18 protein-coding genes and 1 pseudogene are annotated in these 22,953 nt (G+C 71.7%); 11 read left to right on the forward strand and 8 right to left on the reverse strand.

Annotated elements, in window-relative coordinates; translation table 11 throughout:
* Positions 1–8: 8 nt before the first annotated feature.
* Together DEJ50_RS11375 and DEJ50_RS11380 are read left to right on the forward strand one after the other, a co-directional pair.
* Positions 9–761 (forward strand): phytanoyl-CoA dioxygenase family protein, encoded by a 753-nt coding sequence (locus DEJ50_RS11375; protein ID WP_150207538.1) that lies wholly within the window; start codon positions 9–11, stop codon positions 759–761.
* On the forward strand, positions 758–1,996 hold the full coding sequence (locus DEJ50_RS11380) for an MFS transporter (RefSeq protein ID WP_190344424.1): 1,239 nt from the start codon (positions 758–760) through the stop codon (positions 1,994–1,996). Before DEJ50_RS11375 ends, DEJ50_RS11380 begins: the two co-directional genes overlap by 4 nt.
* 77 nt (positions 1,997–2,073) lie before the next feature.
* Here the strand turns inward: DEJ50_RS11380 and DEJ50_RS11385 are convergent, their stop codons facing one another.
* From DEJ50_RS11385 to iolC, 4 genes are read right to left on the reverse strand one after another with little or no spacing between them, the layout of a single operon-like run.
* A complete protein-coding gene (locus DEJ50_RS11385; RefSeq protein ID WP_150207542.1) occupies positions 2,074–3,573 on the reverse strand; it encodes a CoA-acylating methylmalonate-semialdehyde dehydrogenase in 1,500 nt (499 codons plus the stop codon).
* A gap of 31 nt (positions 3,574–3,604) precedes the next feature.
* Entirely contained in the window at positions 3,605–5,467 is a 1,863-nt protein-coding gene (iolD, locus tag DEJ50_RS11390; RefSeq protein WP_150207543.1) for a 3D-(3,5/4)-trihydroxycyclohexane-1,2-dione acylhydrolase (decyclizing), read from the reverse strand.
* On the reverse strand, positions 5,464–6,345 hold the full coding sequence (iolB, locus tag DEJ50_RS11395; RefSeq protein ID WP_190344425.1) for a 5-deoxy-glucuronate isomerase: 882 nt from the start codon (positions 6,343–6,345) through the stop codon (positions 5,464–5,466). The genes iolD and iolB overlap by 4 nt, the downstream gene beginning before the upstream one ends.
* Complete coding sequence (gene iolC, locus DEJ50_RS11400) at positions 6,345–7,289, reverse strand: 5-dehydro-2-deoxygluconokinase (protein ID WP_150212062.1); 945 nt, start codon at positions 7,287–7,289, stop codon at positions 6,345–6,347. The genes iolB and iolC overlap by 1 nt, the downstream gene beginning before the upstream one ends.
* A gap of 106 nt (positions 7,290–7,395) precedes the next feature.
* Here iolC and DEJ50_RS11405 point away from each other — a divergent pair, with 106 nt between their 5' ends.
* From DEJ50_RS11405 to DEJ50_RS11415, 3 genes are all read left to right on the forward strand, one after another.
* Entirely contained in the window at positions 7,396–8,310 is a 915-nt protein-coding gene (locus tag DEJ50_RS11405) for a sugar phosphate isomerase/epimerase family protein (RefSeq protein ID WP_150207547.1), read from the forward strand.
* 13 nt (positions 8,311–8,323) lie between these two features.
* Positions 8,324–9,337, forward strand: a complete 1,014-nt coding sequence (locus tag DEJ50_RS11410) for a Gfo/Idh/MocA family protein (RefSeq protein ID WP_150207549.1) — start codon at positions 8,324–8,326, stop codon at positions 9,335–9,337.
* A gap of 238 nt (positions 9,338–9,575) precedes the next feature.
* Positions 9,576–9,776, forward strand: coding sequence for a helix-turn-helix transcriptional regulator (locus DEJ50_RS11415; protein WP_150207551.1), 201 nt, complete (start codon positions 9,576–9,578; stop codon positions 9,774–9,776).
* Between the two features lie 77 nt (positions 9,777–9,853).
* Here DEJ50_RS11415 and DEJ50_RS11420 read toward each other — a convergent pair whose 3' ends face one another.
* A complete protein-coding gene (locus DEJ50_RS11420) occupies positions 9,854–12,079 on the reverse strand; it encodes an MMPL family transporter (RefSeq protein WP_150207552.1) in 2,226 nt (741 codons plus the stop codon).
* Between the two features lie 131 nt (positions 12,080–12,210).
* Between DEJ50_RS11420 and DEJ50_RS11425 the strand changes: the two genes are divergently transcribed.
* The 3 genes from DEJ50_RS11425 to DEJ50_RS11435 all read left to right on the forward strand — a co-directional run bounded on the left by DEJ50_RS11425 (position 12,211) and on the right by DEJ50_RS11435 (position 15,566).
* Positions 12,211–12,879, forward strand: coding sequence for a TetR/AcrR family transcriptional regulator (locus DEJ50_RS11425; protein ID WP_223837707.1), 669 nt, complete (start codon positions 12,211–12,213; stop codon positions 12,877–12,879).
* Positions 12,880–12,974: 95 nt separating this feature from the next.
* Positions 12,975–13,208 (forward strand): heavy-metal-associated domain-containing protein, encoded by a 234-nt coding sequence (locus DEJ50_RS11430; RefSeq protein ID WP_150207556.1) that lies wholly within the window; start codon positions 12,975–12,977, stop codon positions 13,206–13,208.
* A 108-nt stretch (positions 13,209–13,316) separates the two neighbouring features.
* Positions 13,317–15,566: a heavy metal translocating P-type ATPase gene (locus tag DEJ50_RS11435; protein ID WP_150207558.1), complete on the forward strand. Its 2,250-nt coding sequence runs from the start codon at positions 13,317–13,319 to the stop codon at positions 15,564–15,566.
* Positions 15,567–15,940: 374 nt separating this feature from the next.
* On the opposite strand, the gene DEJ50_RS11440 is transcribed toward DEJ50_RS11435, so the two are convergent.
* Together DEJ50_RS11440 and DEJ50_RS11445 are read right to left on the reverse strand one after the other, a co-directional pair.
* Positions 15,941–17,230: a citrate synthase gene (locus DEJ50_RS11440; RefSeq protein WP_150207560.1), complete on the reverse strand. Its 1,290-nt coding sequence runs from the start codon at positions 17,228–17,230 to the stop codon at positions 15,941–15,943.
* A 182-nt stretch (positions 17,231–17,412) separates the two neighbouring features.
* Entirely contained in the window at positions 17,413–19,641 is a 2,229-nt protein-coding gene (locus tag DEJ50_RS11445; protein WP_150207562.1) for an ATP-dependent RecD-like DNA helicase, read from the reverse strand.
* 266 nt (positions 19,642–19,907) lie between these two features.
* Between DEJ50_RS11445 and DEJ50_RS11450 the strand changes: the two genes are divergently transcribed.
* Positions 19,908–20,384 (forward strand): DUF937 domain-containing protein, encoded by a 477-nt coding sequence (locus DEJ50_RS11450; RefSeq protein WP_150207564.1) that lies wholly within the window; start codon positions 19,908–19,910, stop codon positions 20,382–20,384.
* A gap of 43 nt (positions 20,385–20,427) precedes the next feature.
* Positions 20,428–20,940, forward strand: a pseudogene (locus DEJ50_RS11455) (GNAT family N-acetyltransferase); the annotation flags it as partial.
* On the opposite strand, the gene DEJ50_RS11460 reads toward DEJ50_RS11455, so the two are convergent.
* The gene (locus DEJ50_RS11460; RefSeq protein ID WP_150207568.1) at positions 20,852–21,856 is read right to left on the reverse strand and encodes an EamA family transporter; all 1,005 of its coding nucleotides are present in this window, start codon (positions 21,854–21,856) and stop codon (positions 20,852–20,854) included. The pseudogene DEJ50_RS11455 and the gene DEJ50_RS11460 overlap by 89 nt on opposite strands.
* 104 nt (positions 21,857–21,960) lie before the next feature.
* On the opposite strand from DEJ50_RS11460, the gene DEJ50_RS11465 reads away from it, so the two are divergent.
* The gene (locus DEJ50_RS11465) at positions 21,961–22,866 is read left to right on the forward strand and encodes a LysR family transcriptional regulator (RefSeq protein WP_150207570.1); all 906 of its coding nucleotides are present in this window, start codon (positions 21,961–21,963) and stop codon (positions 22,864–22,866) included.
* Positions 22,867–22,953 lie beyond the last annotated feature (87 nt).

Genomic DNA, 22,953 nt, shown 5'->3' on the forward strand with positions numbered 1-22,953 from the left:
AAGAACGCATGAACACCTCCGTGACCGAAGAGCAGGTCGCCGCCTATCGCCGCGACGGTTTCGTCCGTATCCCCAACATCATCGACAAGGCCGATGCCGCCCGTTATGCGAAGGCTGCACTGGCCGCCCGGGACCGGCCCCGTGCTGCTCCGGCTGATCCGACCTTCACCCATGTGATGCAGCTCTGGCAGCAGGACGAGACCCTCCGCGAGCTCACCCTCAGCCCCGTCCTGGCCGCCGCGGCCACCGCTCTGGCCGGCATCCCGCTGCGGCTGTACCACGACCATCTCCTGATCAAGGAACCGCACAACGGTGCCGCCACCGAGTTCCACCAGGATCAGCCGTACTGGCCGCACCTGGGCTCCCGGCACTCCCTGTCCGCCTGGGTCGCCCTCGTCGACGTACCCGCGACGCGCGGCTGCATGAGCTTCATTCCCGGCTCACACCGCTACCAGGGCCTGCACTCCCAGGACCTGCGCGACGCCGACAACCTGATGAAGGCTGCTCCGGAGCTCCTCTGGGAACCGCGGGTCACCGTGCCCCTCCGGGCCGGCGACTGCACCTTCCACCACTCGCTCACCGCCCACACCGCCTCTCCGAACCTCACCGACGACCCGCGGATCGCCCATGTGGTGGTCTACATGGACGCCGAAACCCGCTTCGACCCCCGGCAGCGCGACACCGGTGTGCCCCTCGTCGAGGACGACGGCACGACCGAGGGCGTCGCCTTCCCGGACGCCGACTTCCCGAGGCTCCCGTGAAGCCCTGGCTCTCGTTCGTGCGCAACAACTACGGTTCGCTGAACGGTCCGGCCAGGACGCTCGCCACGCTGCACTTCATCGACAGCGTGGGCGGCGGTATTTTCACCGCCGGTTCGGCTGTCTATTTCATCGCGGTCGCCGGGCTTCCGGCCGCCCAGGTCGGGCTCGGACTCTCCCTCGCGGGGCTTTCCGGCTTCGTGTCCAGTGTGCTGATGGGTATGGCCGCCGACCGGATCGGCGCCCGGCGCCTGCTGTTCATCAGCATGCTGGCGATAGCCGGCGCCTACTGCCTCTACCCTGCGGTCGGTTCGCTGCCGGCGTTCTTCGCCGTGGTGGGCCTGGTCGGAGCGCTCGAGTGGGGCAGTGGCCCGCTGTTCCACACCTTGATCATGGAGGTGGTGCCGGAAGGCGAGCGGGTCAGCGCACGGGCGGCCCTGCGCTCGGTGTTCAACATCGGCTTCTCGCTCGGCGCTCTGGCGGCTGCTGCACTCATCGCAGTCGGAGGCTCCGTGATGCAGGCGCTTCCGCTGGGCAACGCCCTCTCCTTCCTGCTGGCGGCAGGACTCGTACTGCGGCTGCCGGCCGGCCCTGCTGCACCGTCCACGACGGACCGGGTGTCCCGGTTCCGTGCCCTGAAGGACACGCCCTTCCTCAGCGTGATCGGCGCATCGAGCCTGCTGGCTCTGCACAGCGCGGTCTTCATGGTCGGAATTCCGCTGTGGCTGGTGACCAGTGACAAGCTTCCGCGCAGCTTCGTTCCCGTGGTCTTCGTGCTGAACACCGTCCTGGTCGTGCTCCTCCAGGTGAAGTACGCCAAGGGCTCCGAGACCCTGGACGGCTCGGTCAGTGCCGCGCGCAAGGCGGGTCTGATCAGTGCGGCAGGCTGTGTCGTCCTGGTGGTCTGCAACATCACCACGGCATGGGTCGCAGGCTTCTTCGCGCTGGCGGCGGTTCTCCTCTTCACCTTTGCCGAGCTGTGGCAGTCGTCCAGCGTGTTCGGCCTCGGGTTCGGGCTCGCCCCCGAGTCTGCGAGGGGTGAATACCTGGGGGCATTCCACCTCCACATGGTCGCCCAGGCCACCGTCGGCCCGGCCGTGGTGTCCTTCCTGGTGATCCACCACGGCTCTTCCGGCTGGCTCGCCATGTGCCTGATCTTCCTCGCCGGCACCGCCGCGATCGGCCCCGCGGTGCAATGGGCCCGCAAGCCCGAACCGGCAACGGTGCCCGCCGCCTGAGCACCCCGCCGACAGCAGAAACCCCCGGCCGGTGAGGGTTGGCCGGGGGTTCTGCGGTTCTCGGTGCCGGTCAGGCGTCAGTGGTTGCGGGGGAAGCCCAGGTCGACGCCGATGTGGCCCTCGGACGGGTCGGGCCAGCGGGTGGTGACGACCTTGCCGCGGGTGTAGAAGTGGATGCCGTCGTTGCCGTAGATGTGGTGGTCGCCGAAGAGGGAGTCCTTCCAGCCACCGAAGGAGTGGTAGCCCACCGGCACCGGGATCGGCACGTTCACGCCGACCATGCCCGCCTCGATCTCCAGCTGGAAGCGGCGGGCCGCGCCGCCGTCCCGGGTGAAGATCGCCGTGCCGTTGCCGAACGGCGAGGCGTTGATCAGGGCCACGCCCTCCTCATAGGTCTCGGCGCGCAGCACGCACAGGACCGGGCCGAAGATCTCGTCGCGGTAGGCGTCGGAGTCGGTCTTGACGTTGTCGAGGAGGGACAGGCCGATCCAGTGGCCGTTCTCGAAGCCGCCAACGGTGTAACCGGTGCCGTCCAGGATCACGTCCGCGCCCTGGTCCGCCGCGCCCTTGACGTACGAGGCGACCTTGTCGCGGTGGGCGGCCGTGATCAGCGGGCCCATCTCGGAGGTCGGGTCGTTGCCGGGGCCGATCTTGATCTTCTCGGCGCGCTCGCGGATCTTCTCGACCAGCTCGTCGGCGATGGAGCCGACCGCGACGACGGCCGAGATGGCCATGCAGCGCTCGCCGGCGCTGCCGTACGCGGCGGAGACCGCGGCATCGGCGGCGGCGTCGAGGTCCGCATCGGGGAGGACCAGCATGTGGTTCTTGGCGCCGCCCAGGGCCTGGACCCGCTTGCCGTTGGCGGAGGCGGTGGTGTGGATGTGGCGGGCGATCGGGGTGGAGCCCACGAAGGAGACGGCGGCGATGTCGGGGTGGGACAGCAGCGCGTCCACGGCGACCTTGTCACCGTGCACCACGTTCAGCACACCGGCCGGCAGACCGGCCTCGCTCGCCAGCTCGGCCAGCTTGTTCGCGGCCGACGGGTCCTTCTCGCTGGGCTTGAGGATGAAGGTGTTTCCGCAGGCCACGGCCAGCGGGAACATCCACATCGGGACCATCGCCGGGAAGTTGAAGGGGGTGATGCCGGCGACCACACCGAGCGGCTGGCGGATCGCGGAGACGTCGACGCGGTTGGACACCGAGGTCGACAGCTCACCCTTGAGCTGGGTGGTGATGCCACAGGCCAGCTCGACGATCTCCAGGCCGCGGGCGACCTCGCCCAGCGCGTCCGAGTGCACCTTGCCGTGCTCGGCGGTGATCAGCTCGGCGATGGCGTCGCGGTTGGCGTCCAGCAGGGCGCGGTAGGCGAAGAGCACCTTGGTGCGGGCGGCCAGCGAGGACTGGCCCCAGGTCTGGTACGCCTCCTTGGCGACCTGCACGGCCGCGTCGACCTCGGCGGCGGAGGCGAGCGCGACCTGGGTGGTGACCTCGCCGGTCGCCGGGTCGGTGACCGGGCCGTAGTTGCCCGACGCGCCCTCGACGGTCTTGCCACCGATCCAGTGGTTGACGGTCTTCATTGCTTCTCCTTCGGCCTTCGGCCTTCTGCCTTCACAGGTGGCGACGTCGATCAGCGGCTTGCCGGTCGTACTCTTCGCGGGCCTCGATCGCCGACGTACGGGTCGCGGTCTCGGCCACAGGAACATCCCACCACGCCTGTGCGGGGGGCGGGCCCGACACAGTGTCGGGCGTTCGGGTCTGTGTGTAGACACATGTGGGACGGTCCGCCGCACGCGCTTCGGCGAGGGCTTCCCGCAGGTCACGGACGGTGTGGGCGCGGATGACGGCCATGCCGAGGGAGGCCGCGTTGGCCGCGAGGTCCACCTCGGCCGGGTGTCGGTGGCGGAACGCGGTGCCGAGCCGCTCACCGCCCACCGCCTGCGACAGGCCGCCGATGGAGGCGTACCCCCCATTGTCCACGATGACCAGTTTGAGTGGGATGCCCTCCTGGGCGGCGGTGGCCAGCTCGGTGGGGTTCATCAGATAGGTGCCGTCGCCGACCAGCGCCCACACCGGCCGGCCGGGCGCGGCCAGTGCGGTGCCGATCGCGGCGGGGATCTCGTAGCCCATGCAGGAGTACCCGTATTCCACGTGGTACTGGTCGGCCGAGCGGGCCCGCCACAGCTTGTGCAGGTCGCCGGGGAGCGAGCCGGCCGCGTTGATCAGGATGTCCGACTCGTCGACGAGGGCGTCGAGCAGCCCGAGGACCTGGGTCTGGGTGGGCCGGGCGTCCTCGTCGGGGGTGGCGAACGCCTGGCCGGTACGGGTCTCCCAGGCGGCTTTCGCGTCGGCGTACCCGGCCTCGTACGCCGGGTCGACCCGGTACCCGGCCACCGCCTCCCGGAGTGCGGTGAGCCCTTCCCGCGCATCGCCGACCAGGGGCCGGGCGGCCAGCTTGTGGGCGTCGTACGGGTCCAGGTTGAGGCCGATGAACCGGACGTCCGGGTCCCGGAACAGGGTCGCGGAGGCGGTGGTGAAATCCGTCAGCCGGGTGCCGGCGGCGATCACCAGGTCGGCCGCGCGGGCCAGCCCGTCGGCGGCGGCGGTCCCGGTGTGGCCGATACCGCCGACCTCGGCGGGGTGGTCGGGGGGCAGGACGCCCTTGCCGGCCTGGGTGGTGGCCACCGGAATCCCGGTGGCCTCGGCGAACTCCTGCAGGGCGCGCCCGGCCCGGCTGTGCCGGATGCCGCCGCCGGCGATGATCAGCGGCCGGGCGGCCGACCGGACCGCGCGGGCCGCCGCCTCGAGTTCCGCGCGGTCGGGGCGGGGCCGGCGCACCGTCCAGACCCGTTCGGCGAAGAACTCCTCCGGCCAGTCGTACGCCTCGGCCTGCACGTCCTGCGGCAGGGCCAGGGTGACGGCACCGGTCTGCACCGGGTCGGCGAGCACCCGCATGGCCTGGAGGGCGGCGGGGATCAGCGCCTCGGGGCGGGTGATCCGGTCGAAGTACCGGGACACCGGGCGCAGGGTGTCGTTGACGGACACATCGCCCGCGTACGGGACTTCGAGCTGCTGGAGCACCGGGTCGGCGGGCCGGGTGGCGAAGGTGTCGCCGGGCAGCAGGAGCACGGGCAGCCGGTTGACCGTGGCGAGGGCGGCGCCGGTGACCAGGTTGGTGGCGCCGGGCCCGATGGAGGTGGTCACGGCGTGGGCGGACAGCCGGCCGGACTGCCGGGCGTAGCCGACGGCCGCGTGGACCATCGCCTGCTCGTTGCGCCCCTGGAGGAAGGGCATGTCCTTGCCGGCCGGCTCCAGCAGGGCCTGGCCGATGCCGGCGACGTTCCCGTGTCCGAAGATCCCCCAGGTGGCGGCGATCAGCCGCTGCCGGTGGCCGTCCCGCTCGGTGAACTGCCGGGCGAGGAATCCGATCAGGGCCTGTGCGGTGGTCAGTTTCCGTGTCGGGGTCAGCGTCATCGGGCCGGGTCCTCCGCTCGGGGCCGCTGGAAAGGCAGCCTGGGGTCGACCGGCTGCCCCGGCCAGGTGCCGCGGATCCAGGCGTGCTCGGGATGGTCCCGGATCAGCCATGCGCGGGTCCGGCCCGGTCCGGCCATCACGTTCAGGTAGTACATGTCGTGGCCGGGGGCTGCGATGGACGGGCCGTGCCAGCCGTCGGGGATCAGGACGGCATCACCGGTCCGCACCTCGGTGAGGATGTCGGTCTTCCCGGCCGGGGAGGGGGAGACCCGCTGGTAACCGAGGCCGGGGGTGTCCCCGTGCGGGGCGATCTCGTAGTAGTAGATCTCCTCCAGTTCGGACTCCTCTCCCGGGTGGTGCTCGTCGTGCTTGTGCGGCGGGTACGAGGACCAGTTCCCGCCGGGGGTGAGCACTTCCACGGCGATCAGCCGGTCGCACTCGAAGGTGTCGGCGGCGGCGAAGTTGTTGACCTGGCGCGAGCAGTTGCCCCGGCCGCGCAGCTCGACGGGAACCTCCGCGGCGGCCCCGTACCGTGCGGGCAGCCGCCGTTCGCAGCGCGCCCCGGCGAGCGCGAACCGGCCGCCGGCGGCGGAGCGGATCTCGGCCCGGGCATCCCGCGGCAGGTAGGCGAAGTCGGTGACATCCCCGAACACACTGCCCCGCCCCCGCAGTTCGAACACCTGCCACTGCTCCTCGGTCGATGCCCCGGCCGGCGCCCCGGGCGGCGGCGGCTCGGCGCAGCGGACCTCGCAGCCGCCGGTCAGCGGCAGTACGATCCACTCCGCATCCCCGCAGTCGAACGCATACGTCTCGGCCGGCGCGAGCTCCAGCACCCGCAGCCGGGTCAGAGCCATGCCGTGCTCGGCGGTGACCGGCATCAGCCCAGCACCTCCTCGACCTCGGCGGGATACGGCATCGCACTGGAGCATGCCAGCCGCGAGGCCACGATCGCCCCCGCCGCGTTCGCGTACTGCATCACGCGTTCCAGCTGCCAGCCCGCCAGCAGGCCGTGGCAGAGCGCGCCGCCGAACGCGTCCCCCGCGCCCAGCCCGTTGACCACCTCGACCTTCACCGGCGGGACCTCCGCCACCGTGCCGTCCCGGTGGACGGCGAGCACCCCCTCGGGGCCCCGTTTCACCACCGCCAGCTCCACTCCGGCCGCCAGCAGTGCGCGGGCCGCCGCCCAGGGCTCGCGCTCGCCGGTGGCGATCTCGCACTCCTCCGTGTTGCCGACGGCGACCGTGGCCAGGGCCAGGGCCTGCGCATACGCCCCGGCCGGGTCCCCCGACCAAAGCACCGGCCGCCAGTCCAGATCGAAAACGGTAATCCCACGCCCCGTCCCGGCCCCCGTCCCGGCCCCCGCCCCGGCCCCGGCCCGCGCTTCCAGGGCGGCCAGGGTCGCCGCCCGGCTGGGTTCCGCGCTCAGCCCGGTTCCGGTCATCCAGAACACCCGGGCGGCGCGGACCGCCGCGAGGTCCAGCTCCCCGGGAAGGATCTCCAGGTCGGGGGCCTTGGGCTCGCGGCGGAAGTGGATCGGGAAGCGGTCCGGCGGGAAGATCTCGCAGAAGGTCAGCGGGGTGGGGTAGGCGGCGACCTCGGCGACCCAGCGGTCGTCGACGCCGAAGGCCCGCAGCTCCGCCCGCAGGTAGGCGCCGAAGGGATCCGCGCCGGTCCGGGTGATCAGCGCGGTGCGCCGGCCCAGGCGGGCCGCCGCGACCGCCACATTGGCCGCGGATCCGCCGAGGAACCGGCCGAAGGTGTCCACCTCGGCGAGTGGTACTCCGGTCCGGAGCGGGTAGAGATCCACCCCGATGCGGCCCATGGTGATCAGGTCGAAGCGGTCGCCCGGATGCAGCGGATCGGTCGGATCGGTCGTCACTGTCAAAGTCCTCCAGTCTCCACGAGCGATGCAGCCTAAGGTGGCCGTTATGACGTCCTCCCCGCCCGCGTTGACCCGTATCCGTGTCGGTTCGGCACCGGACTCCTGGGGGGTGTGGTTCCCCGACGACCCACAGCAGACCGGCTGGCAGCGCTTCCTCGACGAGGTCGCCGACGCAGGGTACGAGTGGATCGAGCTCGGCCCGTACGGATATCTCCCCACCGACCCCGACCTGCTGGCGGAGGAGACGGCGAAGCGCGGGCTGAAGGTCTCGGCGGGCACCGTCTTCACCGGACTCCATCACGGACCCGGGGTCTGGGAGCAGACCTGGGAGCACGTGTCGCGGGTGGCGGCGCTCACCCGGGCGGTGGGCGCGGAGCACCTGGTGGTGATCCCCTCCTTCTGGCGGGACGACAAGACCGGTGCGCTGCTGGAGGACCGCAAGCTGACCGTGGACCAGTGGCGGGACCTGACCCGGCAGACCGAGCGGCTGGGCCGTGAGGTGCGGGACCGGTACGGACTGCGGATCGTGGTGCATCCGCACGCCGACACCCATATCGACACCCCGGACAACGTCAGCCGGTTCCTGGACGCCACCGACCCGGACGCGGTCGCACTGTGCCTGGACACCGGCCACTACGCGTACTGCGGCGGGGACAGCGTGGAGCTGATCGAGACCTTCGGGGAGCGGATCGGCTATCTGCACCTCAAGCAGGTGGATCCGCGCATCCTCGCCGAGGTGGTGGCGGAGGAGGTGCCCTTCGGTCCGGCGGTGGCGCGCGGGGTGATGTGCGAACCGCCGGCCGGAGTGCCCGCGCTGGAGCCGGTGCTGGCCGCCGCCCAGAAGCTCGGAACCGAGCTGTTCGCGATCGTGGAGCAGGACATGTACCCCTGCCCGCCGGACCGGCCCCTGCCCATCGCCCGGCGCACCCGGGCCTATCTGCGCTCCTGTGGCGCCCGTTGAGGAGGATCCGGTCGTGAGCAGCACGCTCGGCATAGCGGTCATCGGTACGGGGCGGATGGGCGCCGACCACGTCCGGCGGATCGGGCATTCGGTCGGCGGTGCCCGGGTGGTTGCGGTGGCCGACCCGGACGGCGACCGGGTCAAGGAGGTCGCCGCCGGCCTGGAGGGGGCGAGCGCGCACACCGACCCGATGGCCGCGCTGGCCGTCCCCGGGGTGGAGGCGGTGCTGATCGCCGCTCCGGGCCCGGCCCATGAGGAACTCCTGCTCGCGGCCCTGGAGCGGGACCTTCCGGTGCTGTGCGAGAAGCCGCTGACCCCCGACCCGGCAGGTGCCCTGCGGGTGGTGGAAGCGGAGCAGCGGCTCGGCCGGCGGCGGATCCAGGTGGGGTTCATGCGCCGGTTCGACGCCGAGTACGAGCGGCTGAAGGAACTGCTGGACGCGGGCGGGATCGGCCGGCCGCTGTTCCTGCACTGCCGGCACCGGAACGCCTCCTCCCCCTCGTTCTTCACCAGCGACATGCTGATCAGCGATTCGGTGGTGCACGAGGTGGACGCCGCGCGCTGGCTTCTCGGGCAGGAGATCACGGCGGTGTCCGTGCTGTCCCCGGCCCCGTCCGCCGCCGCCCCGGAGGGGCTGGCCGATCCGCAGCTGGTGCTGCTGGAGACCGCGGGCGGCGCGATCGTCGACGTGGAGATCTTCGTCAACTGCGGCTTCGGCTACCAGGTGCAGTGCGAGGCGGTCGGCGAGTCCGGCAGCGCCCGGATCGGTGACGGGCACGCGATGGTGGTGCAGTCCGCGGGCCGCCGCTACGGGGAGATCGTGCACGACTTCACCGAGCGGTTCGCCGACGCCTACGACCGGCAGCTGCGGCGGTGGGTGGCCGCGGCCTCCCGCGGCCGGGTGGCGGGCCCGGACGCCTGGGACGGCTACGCGGCGGCGGCCGTGTCGGAGGCAGGGCTGACCGCCCGCCGCACCGGCACCCGGACCGCGGTCGACCTCGCCGAACGGCCTCCGCTGTACCGCTGATCCCGCCGATACCCCTGATGCCCCGTTCGCCCCCTGTGCCGCTTCCGTCACAGGGGTCGAGAATTGGTCACACATGTCCGCATCACGCGGGTCTTCCGTCACAGGCATTCGACAACCCCTCCTCCGCCTTCACCGAGAACCGTTCTCCGGGCACAACGCGAGTGATCGTCAGCGTCCGCGCTCCGGCTCCCCCGACGGCCTCCCGGCCGCCCCCGGGGCGTGGACCAGGAGGTGTGCCATGACCGACCGGAAACTGTGGTCGTACAAGGAGATCGCCGCCCACATCCGGGTCCAGCCCGACAGCGTGCGCTCCTACCGGAAGCACGGGCTGCTCCCCCCGCCCGACCATGTGGAGGGCGCCAAGCCCTACTGGTACGCCGAAACGATCCGCGCCTGGGTGGCCCAGCGGCCCGGAAACCGGGGCCGCCGCGAGGACTGAGCCGGCCGGGCCGGCCGAGGCGGGCCCGGCCGGCCCGGGTCCCGCCAGGCCCGCCGGTCCCGCCGGCTCCGCCTCCCTCACCCGATCCCGGCCGGGACCTTCGCCGGTTCCGCCGGCGCCGCCGCCGGTTCGCCCTCGCTCAGTCCGAAGCGCTCGTGCAGCCGGCGCAGCGGTCCCGGCGCCCACCAGGTGGCCCTCCCCGTCAGCTTCATCACGGCCGGCACCAGCAGGCTCCGCACCACCATCGCGTCCATCAGCACGGCCAGCGCGATCCCGAGACCCAGCATCTTGGTGTTGGTCACCCGCGAGGTGCCGATGGCGACCATCACCACCGCCAGGATCACGGCGGCAGCGGTGATCAGCCCGCCCGTCCGGGCCAGTCCGGCACGGACCGCCCCTTCGTGGTCGCCGGTCCGGTCGTACTCCTCCTTGATGCGGGATATGAGGAACACCCCGTAGTCCATGGAGAGTCCGAAGGCGATGCAGAACATCAGCACCGGCAGGGTGGTCTCGATGTCCCCGGTGGCGGTGAAGGAGAGGAATCCGGAGAGGTTGCCCTCCTGGAACACCCACACCACCGCGCCGAACATCGCCGTCAGGCTGAGTGCGTTCAGCAGCACCGCCTGGAGGGGGATGAGCACGCTCCCGGTGAGCAGGAAGACCAGCAGCAGGGTGGCCGCCACGATCAGGGCGAGCGCCCAGGGCAGTTTCTCGGCGATGGCGTCCTGGGCGTCGACCAGGACGGCGGCCTGTCCGGTCACCGCGGTGTCGAAGGGCGCCTCCACCCCGCGGACTTCGGCCACCAGGTCCTGGGTCTGCTGTCCGACGGCCTCGCCCTCGCCGAGGACGGTGAAGTAGGCGTAGTTCCCGGAGGTCACCGGCCCCTCGGCCCGGACGGCGCCCGGCAGGTCCGCCAGCCTGGCCCGGTACCCCTCGTACTCCGAGGCGCTGGCCCGCCCCTCCGCCAGGACCACCAGTCCGGCCCCGGGGCTGCCGGGGAATCCGTCCCGGATCTCCTCCTGCACCAGGTGCGAGGCGGCGGTCCTGGGCAGCTGACGGTCGTCGACGGTGCCGAACTTCACCCCGAGGAAGGGCAGTCCGAGCAGCAGCAGCCCGATGGTGGTGGCCAGGGCGAACAGCGGTGCCCGGCGCATCACCAGCGTGGCGGACCGGGCCCAGCCCCGCCCCTCGCCGCCGGCCGCCGCCCCGGCGGGCCGGCCGCGCCGCCACAGCCGCCGCAGGTCCAGGGAGTTGACCCGGTCCCCCAGCAGGACCAGCGCGGCCGGCAGCAGGACCAGCGCGGCGGCAGCCGCGATCAGGACGACCGCGATGCCCGCGTAGGCGAAGGAGCGCAGGAAGTACATCGGGAAGAGGAGCATCGCCGAGAGGGCGACCGCGACGGTCAGCGAGGAGAACAGCACCGTCCGCCCGGCCGTCCGCAGGGTGGCCCCCACCGCCGCCACCGGGTCCCGGCCGGCGGCCAGCTCCTCCCGGAACCTGCGCACGATGAACAGGGCGTAGTCGATGGCCAGGCCGAGGCCGAGCGCCGTGGTGAGGTTCATGGCGAAGACCGAGACCTCGGTGAACTCGGTGAGCCCGCGCAGGACCGCGTTGGTGCCCAGGATCGCGATGATGCCGACGCCGAGCGGCAGCAGGGCGGCGACGGCGCTGCCGAAGACCAGGACCAGCAGCACCAGGGTCACCGGCAGGGCGATCAGCTCGGCGCGCAGCAGGTCCTCCTGGATGGTGGTGGTGATCTCGCGCTGGACAGCCACCGGTCCGCCCAGGGAGACCTCCACCGGTCCGTGCACCCCCTCGAACTGCGGGGCGATCCGGTCGAGGACCTCGGTGGCGGCCTTCTCGTCGCCCAGCACCCGGGCGGAGATCAGCGCCTGCCGTCCGTCCTCGGACCGCAGCGCCGGCAGTTTGGTCTGCCAGTACGAACCGACTCCGGTGATCTGCCCCTCGGCGGCGAGCCGTGCGGTCAGCCGGTCCGCCTCGGCGGTGACGGCCGGGTCGTCGACCCCGGCTCCACCGACCTCCGGCCGGGCCTGGACCAGCAGCAGCAGGTTCGGCTGGGAAGCCGGGAACTCGCGCTCCAGCGCCCTGGCCGCATAGCCGGACCGGGCGTCCGGATCCTCCCAGCCGCCGCTCCCCATCCGGTCGGCCACCCCGCTGCCCGCCACCACGGCCAGGGCCGTGACCAGCAGGGCGAGCAGCAGTGACAGGCGCGGCCGGGCGGTGACGAGCCGGGTGAAGGCGCCCTCCCCCAACCCCCGCGGCGTCTTCTTGACTTCAGGCATGACTCGGTGTCCCCTTCACCGTGATTGCCAGCCGAAATACACTGGCAAACACGAGCGGTCGCTCGCGTTTTTCAAGAATGCGAGCGATGTCTCGCGTTTGTCAATCACCCTTGAGTAGGAAGGGGTGTGCCGTGCGCCAGGAGAAGCCGGCCGCCAGCAAGTCCGCCACGCCGCGCCGGCAGGCCCGCGGGGAGCGCCGGATCGCCCAGCTCCTGGACGCCGCAGCCGGGGTGTTCTGCAGAAACGGCTACGCCGCCGCCAGCACGAACTCGATCGCCAAGGAGGCCGGGGTCTCCCCCGGCACGCTGTACCAGTTCTTCCCGAACAAGGAGGCCATCGCCGTGGAGCTGGGCGGCCAGCTGCTCCAGCGGGCGCACGAGATGCACGGCCAGGCCTTCCTGCCGGAGAACCTCCGGAAGCCGCTGCCCGAGCTGCTGGATGCCGTCCTCGACCCGGTGATCGCCTTCAACTGCGAGAACCCGGCCTTCTGGGCCCTGATGCACGGCTCCGGTGTCCCCGGCATCGCCCACGGCCACGAGGCCCTGCACGCGAACCTGACGACCCGGATCCTGGGGGTCCTGCGGACCTTCTGTCCGGAGGCGACGGAGGCGGAGCTGAACCTCACCGCCAACATGATCCTCGGCATCTTCAAGTCCTCGCTGGACCTGATCCTCGCCACCGAGGGCGACGAGCGCGCCGCCTACATCGCCGAGCTGAAGACCGTCCTGCTGCGCTACCTGGACCCGATGTTCACCGTGACCGAATTCGAGCGGGAACCGAGGGCGGAGATCCCGCATTAATACCCCCTAGGGGTATACTCTGAGGGTGAAGGGAGGACCGTGGACTGACACCCGGTCCTGCCGGCCTACGACAGAGCCCCGAAGAGGAGAACGACATGACCGCCGAGACGGACACCCAGACCACCACCGTCTACCGGGTGACCGGCATGACCTGCGGGCACTGCGAGGGCGCCGTGACCGCCGAGATCTCCGCCCTCCCCGGCGTCACCTCGGTCAAGGCCGTGGCCGCCACCGGCGAGGTCACCGTGGTCTCCGCCGCGCCGCTCACCGAGGACGAGGTGCGCGCTGCCGTGGACGAGGCGGGCTACGAGCTGGCCGGCACGGTCTGAGCCCCCTGCCCCCCGCCCGCAAGGCCTCTTCCGCAGCACCCCGCCGGACCGTACGGGGCCGGTCTGCATCGGCCCCGTACCGCCCGGCCCACCCTCTGGAGCCGGACCATGAGCAGCACCCTCGAGGTGGAGCTGACGATCGGCGGGATGACCTGCGCCTCCTGCGCGGCCCGCATCGAGAAGAAGCTCAACCGGATGGAAGGCGTCACCGCCTCGGTGAACTACGCCACCGAGAAGGCGAAGGTCTCCTGTACGGGCGACGTACAGGTCGCCGATCTGATCGCCACCGTGGTGAAGACCGGCTACACGGCCGAACAGCCCCCGCCGCCCGCCCTGCCCGCCCCGGCCGCGGACGGCCGCGCCGACGGGTCTGACACGTCCGACGGGACCGCCGCGGCTGCCGCGCTGCGACAGCGGCTGCTCGTCTCCGCGGTCCTCGCCGCCCCCGTCGTCCTGCTCGCGATGGTGCCGGCCCTGCAGTTCGACAACTGGCAGTGGCTCTCCCTCACCCTGGCCGCCCCCGTGGTGGTCTGGGGCGGGCTGCCCTTCCACCGGGCCGCCTGGACCAATGCCCGGCACGGCGCCGCCACCATGGACACCCTGGTCTCCCTCGGTACCCTCGCCGCCTTCGCCTGGTCCCTGTGGGCCCTGTTCCTCGGCCACGCCGGAACCCCCGGCATGCGGCACGGCTTCGATGTCACGGCCACCCGGACGGACGGCGCCGGCACCATCTACCTGGAGGTCGCGGCCGGGGTCGTGGTCTTCATCCTGCTCGGCCGCCATCTGGAGGCCCGCTCCAAGCGGAAGGCCGGCGCGGCCATCCGGGCCCTGCTGGAACTGGGCGCCAAGGACGTGGCGGTGCTGCGCGACGGCACCGAGGTACGGATACCCGTGACCGCCCTCGCGGTCGGCGACCGCTTCGTGGTCCGCCCCGGCGAGAAGATCGCCACCGACGGCACCGTGGTCGAGGGCTCCTCCGCCGTGGACGTCTCCCTGCTCACCGGCGAGTCGGTGCCCGCCGAGGTCACGGCCGGCGACCCGGTCACCGGCGCCACCGTCAACGCCTCCGGCCGGCTGGTCGTCGAGGCCACCCGGGTCGGTGCCGACACCCAGCTCGCCCGGATGGCCCGCCTGGTGGAAGAGGCCCAGAACGGCAAGGCCGAGGTGCAACGGCTGGCCGACCGGATCTCCGCCGTCTTCGTCCCCGTGGTGCTGCTGATCGCCCTCGGCACCTGGGTGGGCTGGCTGCTCGCCACCGACGACCCGGCCGCCGCGTTCACCGCCGCCGTGGCCGTCCTGATCATCGCCTGCCCCTGTGCCCTGGGCCTGGCCACCCCGACCGCCCTGCTGGTCGGCACCGGCCGCGGAGCCCAGCTCGGCATCCTGATCAAGGGCCCCGAAGTACTGGAATCCACCCGCACCGTGGACACCGTCGTCCTGGACAAGACCGGCACCGTCACCACCGGCCGGATGACCCTGCTCGCCGCCCACCCCGCCGACGGAGTGACGGAGCAGGAGCTGCTGCGGCTGGCGGGCGCCCTGGAACACGCCTCCGAACACCCGGTCGCACGGGCCATCGCCGCGGGTGCCGCCGCCCGGACCGGAACGCTGCCCGCCACGGAGGACTTCACCAGCCTCCCCGGCCTGGGCGTGGCAGGCCGGGTCGAGGGCCACGCGGTGCTGGCCGGGCAGGAGCGGCTGTTCGCCGAGCGGGGCGTCTCCCTCCCGCCGGAGCTCCTGACGGCCCGGCAGGCGGCGGAAGCCGCCGGCGCCACCGCCGTCCTGGTGGCCTGGGACGGCATCGCCCGGGGCGTGCTGACCGTGGCCGACGCGGTCAAGGAGACCAGCGCCGAGGCGGTCGTACGACTGCGCGCCCTCGGCCTCACCCCGGTCCTGCTGACCGGCGACAACCAGGCCGTCGCCGACAGCGTGGCCCGCTCGGTGGGGATCGACGAGGTCATCGCCGAGGTGCTGCCGCGGGACAAGGCGGCCGTGGTCGAGCGGTTGCAGAAGGAGGGCCGTACGGTCGCCATGGTCGGCGACGGGGTCAACGACGCCGCCGCCCTGGCCCGCGCCGATCTGGGCCTGGCCATGGGCACCGGCACCGACGCCGCCATCGAGGCCGCCGACCTGACCCTGGTCCGCGGGGACCTGCGGGTGGCCGCCGACGCGATCCGGCTCTCCCGACGGACCCTGGCCACCATCAAAGGCAACCTGTTCTGGGCCTTCGGCTACAACGTGGCCGCCCTGCCGCTCGCCGCCGCCGGCCTGCTCAACCCGATGATCGCCGGGGCCGCGATGGCCTTCTCCTCGGTTTTCGTGGTGACCAACAGCCTGCGGCTGCGCTCGTTCCGCTAAGGTCGCCTCCCCGGGTTGCACACAAGTCCTTCACGGGAGACGCAGATCACATTGATACCAACGTAACCATTCGGGGTCTTCGTGGGTCTAATGGGACGATGCAAGGAACGTCTTTGGGGGACGTTTTGCGGAGGTCTTGGGGGACATCCGGGCATCAGCCGGCCGGGGCGCGTGCCCACGGGGAGCTTTGAGCGGCCCTCCTGACCCGTACGGGTCCCGGCAGACCACTGAGCGCCTCGGCTCGGGTCCCGTGGGGGGAATCCGTTCCGGGGAACGGAAAGCGCCCCGCTCGTCGACCCGTGGGGGGATCGGCGGCGGGGCGCTTTTCTCTGTGCGGAGAGAGCCGTGGGCCGTGGCCCGCGGAAGGTGAGGCCTTAGCGGGCCTCGACCGGGACGAAGTCGCGCAGGACCTCGCCGGTGTAGATCTGGCGCGGGCGGCCGATGCGGGAACCCGGCTCCTTGATCATCTCGTGCCACTGGGCGATCCAGCCGGGCAGCCGGCCGAGCGCGAAGAGCACGGTGAACATCTCGGTCGGGAAGCCCATGGCCCGGTAGATCAGACCGGTGTAGAAGTCCACGTTCGGGTAGAGGTTGCGCTCGACGAAGTACTCGTCGGCCAGCGCGTGCTCCTCCAGCTTGAGCGCGATGTCGAGCAGCTCGTCGGACTTGCCGAGGGCCGAGAGGACATCGTGCGCCGCCGCCTTGATGATCTTCGCCCGGGGGTCGAAGCTCTTGTAGACGCGGTGCCCGAAGCCCATCAGGCGGACGCCGTCTTCCTTGTTCTTCACCTTGCGGATGAAGCTGTCGACGTCGCCGCCGGAGGCCTGGATGCCCTCCAGCATCTCCAGCACCGACTGGTTGGCGCCACCGTGGAGCGGGCCCCACAGCGCGCTGATGCCGGCCGAGATCGAGGCGAACATGTTCGCCTGCGAGGAGCCGACCAGGCGGACCGTGGAGGTGGAGCAGTTCTGCTCGTGGTCCGCGTGCAGGATGAGGAGCTTGTCGAGCGCGTTGACCACGACCGGGTCGAGCTCGTACTCCTGGGCCGGCACGGAGAAGGTCATGCGCAGGAAGTTCTCGACGTAGCCGAGGTCGTTGCGCGGGTAGACCACCGGGTGGCCGACCGACTTCTTGTACGCGTACGCGGCGATCGTCGGGAGCTTGGCCAGCAGCCGGATCGTCGAGAGGTGGCGCTGCTTCTCGTCGAACGGGTTGTGGCTGTCCTGGTAGAACGTGGACAGCGCGCTGACCACGGAGGACAGCATCGCCATCGGGTGCGCGTCGCGCGGGAAGCCGTCGTAGAACCGCTTGACGTCCTCGTGCAGCAGCGTGTGCTGGGTGATCTCGTTGCGGAACGACGCGAGCTGGTCGACGGTCGGCAGCTCCCCGTTGATCAGCAGGTAGGCGACCTCGATGAAGGTCGACCGCTCCGCCAGCTGCTCGATCGGGTAACCGCGGTAGCGCAGGATGCCCTGCTCGCCGTCGAGGTAGGTGATCGCGGATTTATAGGCGGCGGTGTTTCCGTAGCCGCTGTCCAGGGTGACCAGCCCGGTCTGAGCCCGGAGCTTCGAGATGTCGAAGCCCTTGTCACCGACGGTGCTCTCGACCACCGGGTAGGTGTATTCACCGTCCGCGTACCGCAGTACTACAGAGTTGTCGCTCACGTCATCCCTCACCGACGTAGTGCCTCTTCTTCGAGGTGCCCTGACTGCCTCTACCTTCCCCCATTTGGCGCAGGAGAGTGCACTCGGGGTCGGCTTTTGGTGCTTCTGACGGCACTGAGTGCCGCCAACCCGCCCATCCTGCCCCGTCCGCGCCACTGTCGAAACCCTAGATGATCGATCATCTAGGTGATGTTTCCCACCGGTATCCGGCCGGACAGTCGGTGAGCCACCGCCGTGTACCTCCTGCCTGCGGAAACCGTACGCACAGCCTGGCCGAGGGCCTTACGGGACCCGACGAGGACGACGAGTTTCTTCGCCCTGGTCACCGCCGTGTACAGCAGGTTCCGCTGGAGCATCATCCAAGCCCCGGTGGTGACCGGTATCACCACTGCGGGATATTCACTCCCCTGGGAACGGTGGATGGTGACGGCATAGGCGTGGGCGAGCTCGTCCAGCTCGGTGAACTCGTATTCCACTTCCTCGTCCTCGTCGGTGCGCACGGTCAGCTTCTGCTCGTCCGGGTCGAGCCCGATGACCACGCCCACGGTGCCGTTGAAGACGCCGTTGGCTCCCTTCTCGTAGTTGTTGCGGATCTGCGTGACCTTGTCCCCCACCCGGAAGACCCGCCCGCCGAACCGCTTCTCCGGCAGCTCTGGCCGCGCCGGGGTGATGGCCTGCTGGAGCAGGCCGTTGAGGGTGCCGGCGCCGGCCGGTCCCCGGTGCATGGGCGCCAGGACCTGAATGTCCCGGCGCGGGTCCAGGCCGAATCGGGCGGGAATCCGGCGGGCGGCGACATCCACCGTGAGCCGCCCGGCCTCCTCGGTGTCCTCCTCGGCGAACAGGAAGAAGTCCGGCAGCCCATCGGTCAGGGGCGGCAGCCCGGTGTTGATGCGGTGGGCATTGGTCACCACCCCGGACTGCTGGGCCTGCCGGAAGATCCGGGTGAGCCGCACGGCCGGCACCGGCCCGCCCTCGGCCAGCAGGTCCCGGAGCACCTCCCCGGCCCCCACCGAGGGCAGCTGGTCCACATCCCCCACGAGCAGCAGATGGGCACCCGGTGCCACCGCCTTGACCAGCTTGTTGGCCAGCAGCAGGTCCAGCATGGAGGCCTCGTCGACCACCACCAGGTCCGCGTCCAGCGGACGGTCCCGGTCGTACGCCGCATCGCCGCCCGGTTTGAGCTCCAGCAGCCGGTGCACCGTGGAGGCCTCCGCCCCGGTCAGCTCCGACAGCCGTTTGGCGGCCCTCCCCGTGGGGGCGGCGAGCACCACCTTGGCCTTCTTGGCCCGCGCCAGCTCCACGATCGAGCGGACGGTGAAGGACTTCCCGCAGCCCGGCCCGCCGGTGAGCACCGCCACCCGGCGGGTCAGCGCCAGCTTCACCGCCTCCCGCTGCTCGGCCGCCAGCTGGGCCCCGGTCCGCCCGGCGAGCCAGCCCAGCGCCTTGTCCCAGTCCACCTCGCGGAAGGCCGGCATCCGGTCCTCCTCGGCGTACAGCAGGCGGCGCAGCTGCCCGGTCAGCGACAGCTCGGCCCGGTGGAAGGGCACCAGGTACACCGCGGTGAGCGGCGGACCGCCCTCCGGATCCGGCACCGGCTCCCGGACCACCCCCTCCTCGTCCGCGGCGAGTTCGGCCAGGCATTCGATGACGAGTCCGGTGTCCACCTGGAGCAGCTTCACCCCGTCGGCGATGAGCCGCTCCTCGGGCAGGAAGCAGTGGCCCTGGTCGGCGGACTGGGAGAGGGCGTACTGCAGGCCGGCCTTGACCCGCTCGGGGCTGTCGTGCGGAATGCCGACGGCCTGGGCGATCCGGTCCGCGGTGAGGAAGCCGATGCCCCAGACGTCGGCGGCGAGCCGGTAGGGCTGGTTCTTCACCACCGAGATGGAGGCGTCCCCGTACTTCTTGTAGATGCGGACCGCGATGGAGGTGGAGACGCCGACGCCCTGGAGGAAGACCATGACCTCCTTGATGGCCTTCTGCTCCTCCCAGGCGGCGCCGATCAGCTTCGTCCGCTTGGGCCCCAGACCCGGCACCTCGATCAGCCGTTTCGGCTCCGTCTCGATGACGTTCAGGGTCTCGGTGCCGAAGTGTTCGACGATCCGGTCGGCGATCTTCGGGCCGATGCCCTTGATCAGGCCGGAGCCGAGGTAGCGGCGGATGCCCTGGACGGTGGCCGGCAGCACGGTGCGGTAGTTCTCCACGGTGAACTGCCTGCCGTACTGCGGGTGGGAGCCCCAGCGGCCCTCCATCCGCAGCGATTCGCCGGGCTGCGCGCCGAGCAGCGCACCGACCACCGTGAGGAGGTCCGCGCCACCGCGGCCGGTGTCGACCCGGGCGACGGTGTAGCCGCTCTCCTCGTTGGCGTACGTGATCCGCTCGAGCACCCCTTCGAGCACTGCCATGTTGGACATGGCACGACGTTACCGCCGTGGGCCGACAGCCCGTCGGGCCTGTGGACAACCCCGGGAGCAACACCAAGGGGGCCCGGCCTGATGGCCGGACCCCCTCACGGTTACCCCTCCCGTGCCGGACTTCCCGATCCCCCCGGATCCTCCCCCGGAAGTACCGACGCAACGTATGACCCTCGATCCGGGCAGACGGTTGCACGCCGAATCGGAGATTTATTTTTCCGTGACCCAAGGTGCCGTCAAAAGCACGCAGCCGTAGCGTTTCCGGCATGAGCGAACCCTCACTCCAGGACGACGTACTCCACGAGCTCGGCGACGACCGGCTCACCGAGATCGCGACCCTGCTCGGCACCGACGCCGTCGGGGCCCGGGAGGCCGTCGCCACCACCGTCGACACCATGACCGGGGACCTCCGCCGGACGGCCGACGCGGACGACGACGACGGCCGGGAGGTCCGGGCCGCCCTCGCGGAGGTCTCCGAACCCCGCCCCCAGGGCGTGGCCACCCTCGGCGGCGGCCTGCTCGGCGGCGGCATCATGGCCGGGGTGCTCGCCAAGGCCGCCAAGCCGGTCGCCAACGCCGTCGCGAAGAAGACCGGTCTCCCGGTACCCGTCGTCGGCAAGGTGATCGAGATGCTGATCCCGGTGATGCTGGCCGTCTTCGCCAAACGCGCGGCCGGCAAGGGCCCTTCCGTCGAGTCCGACCTCGGCGACCTGCTGGGCACCGTCCTCGGCGGCAAGAAGTAGCCGGCTACCGGGGCCCGCCGGTGCCCGGCCGCCTACAGTTGTCCCCATGGCTGAGAAGGTGCGCCTCCGCGACCCGGAGCCCGGCGACCTGGGCTGGATCGTCCAGCGGCACGGCGCGCTGTACGCCGCCGAGTACGGCTGGAACACCGACTTCGAGGGCCTGGTCGCGAGAATCGTCGCCGACTTCGCCCAGGACCACGACCCGCATCTGGAGCGGGTGTGGATCGCCGAGCTGGACGGACGCCCGGCCGGCTCGGTGATGTGCGTACGGGAGGACGGGGCGCCCGGCACGGCGCGGCTGCGCCTGCTGCTGGTGGAGCCGGAGGCCCGCGGCCACGGCATCGGCGCCCTGCTGGTGGACACGGTGGTGGAGTTCGCCCGTTCGGTCGGCTACCGCGAGCTGGTGCTCTGGACCAACGACGTGCTGGCCTCGGCCCGTTCCCTCTACGAGCGCGCCGGGTTCACCCTCATCGCCGAGAAGGAGCACCGCTCGTACGGGGTGACCCTGACCGGCCAGGACTGGCGGCTGCCGCTCCAGGAGAGCTCCCCGCGCTGACCCCGGCGGGCGGTGCCGGGACCGCGGAGTCCGGTGCCGGGACCCCGGCCGGCCGCGCCGGGGCGCTGCCCCCGAACGAGGTCAGCGCGACCCCGCCGACCAGCAGCACCGCCGCCGCCCAGCGCAGCCCGGACACCCCCTCGCCCAGCACCAGGGCCGCCGAGGACATCCCGAAGACCGGCACCAGCAGCGAGAACGGTGCCACCGAGGTGGCCGGGTAGCGGCGCAGCAGGTACCCCCAGGCGCCGAAGCCGACCACGGTGGAGATCCAGGCGACGTAGGCGATGACCCCCACCCCGGACCAGTCCAGGGCGCGCAGCGCGGCCAGGTCCCGGTCCGGCCCCTCCAGCAGCAGCGAGAGCGCGAGCAGCGGCAGCACCGGCACGGTGCACACCCACACCATGAAGTTGAGCGCGTCGGGCGGGGCGGCCTTGCGGGTGAGCACGTTCGACACGCCCCAGCAGAGGGCGGCGCCGACCACCAGGGTGAAGCCCAGTACGGGACCGGAGGCGCCCTCGTCCACGGCGGCCACCCCGATCCCGGCCAGCGCCACCGCCATCCCGAGCAGCCGCACCCGGCCGGGCCGTTCGCCGAGCACCACCGCGGCGAACACGGCCGTGAACACCGCCTGGACCTGGAGCACCAGGGAGGACAGGCCGGCCGGCATCCCGGCGTCCATACCGGTGAAGAGCAGCCCGAACTTGGCGATCCCCAGGGCCAGGCCGACACCCAGCACCCACCTCCAGGCCACCTTGGGGCGGCCGACGAAGAACACCGCGGGGAGGGCGGCGACCAGGAACCGGAGGGCGGACAGCAACAGGGGCGGGAAGTGGTCGAGTCCGATCTCGATGACGACGAAGTTGAACCCCCAGACGGCGGCGACGAGCACGGCGAGGGCGGTGTGTACGGGGCGCATGTACCGAGCATCGGTGCGCACATCATGTAGCACCAGCGCGAGTTCCTTCGCTGTTGGATGTAGCAGTGCTTACGAATCCTGCGCTGGGCGCCTACCCTGGCCGCATGCTCGATCTCGCCCGGCTGCGCGCCCTGCACGCCGTCGCCCTGCACGGTTCGGTCGCGGGCGCGGCGGCGGCCCTCGGCTACACCCCGTCCGCCGTCTCCCAGCAGATCGCCAAGCTGGAACGCGAGACCCGGACCACGCTGCTGGAGCGGCGCGGGCGCGGGATCGCGCTCACCGAGGAGGCGCAGCATCTGGCGGACACCGCACAGCAGCTGCTGGCCATCATGGAGCGGGCCGAAACCACGCTGGAGGAGCGGCGGGGGCAGCCGGGCGGCCTGCTGCGGGTGGCCGCGTTCGCCTCCGCCGCGCGCGGCCTGCTGCCGGGTGTGCTGGCCGGACTCGCGGTCCGGCACCCCGCGCTGGACATCCGCCTGACCGAGGTGGATCCGCATCTGTCGGTGGACCTGGTGGCCCGGGGGGTCACGGATCTGGCGGTCGCGCACGACTGGGACATCGCCCCGCTGCCGGCCCCGGACGGGGTGAAGCAGGCCTTCATCGGGGCGGAGCGGTGCGATCTGATCGTGCCGGAGGGGCACGCCTTCGCCGGGCGGGCCGAGGTCCGCCGGGAGGAGCTCGGCGGACAGCGGTGGGTCTGCCAGCCGCCCGGGCGGGTCTGCCACGACTGGCTGGTACGGACGCTGCGGTCGGCCGGGTTCGAGCCGGATCTGGTGCATGTGGCGGAGGAGAACCACACGCTGATCGCGCTGGTGGCGGCGGGGCTGGGAGTGGCGGTGGTACCGCGGCTGGGGACCGGGCCGCTGCCGAGCGGCGCGGTGTCCGTACCGCTGGAGCCGGCGCCGGTGCGGAGGGTGTACGCGTTGTGGCGGAGCGGGGCCGCCCGGCGGCCCGCGATCACCGAGACGGTCCGCGCGCTCCAGGCCCACTGGCCCCCGCCGGGCTGCTGACCCGGCCCCCCGCCCCTTCCCGAAACCGGAGGTGCGCTCGAACGCCGCGCGGGCCGGTATCACCGCGCAATACCGCCCCGCCGACGC

This window comes from Streptomyces venezuelae (assembly GCF_008642295.1).
Classification (GTDB): domain Bacteria; phylum Actinomycetota; class Actinomycetes; order Streptomycetales; family Streptomycetaceae; genus Streptomyces; species Streptomyces venezuelae_C.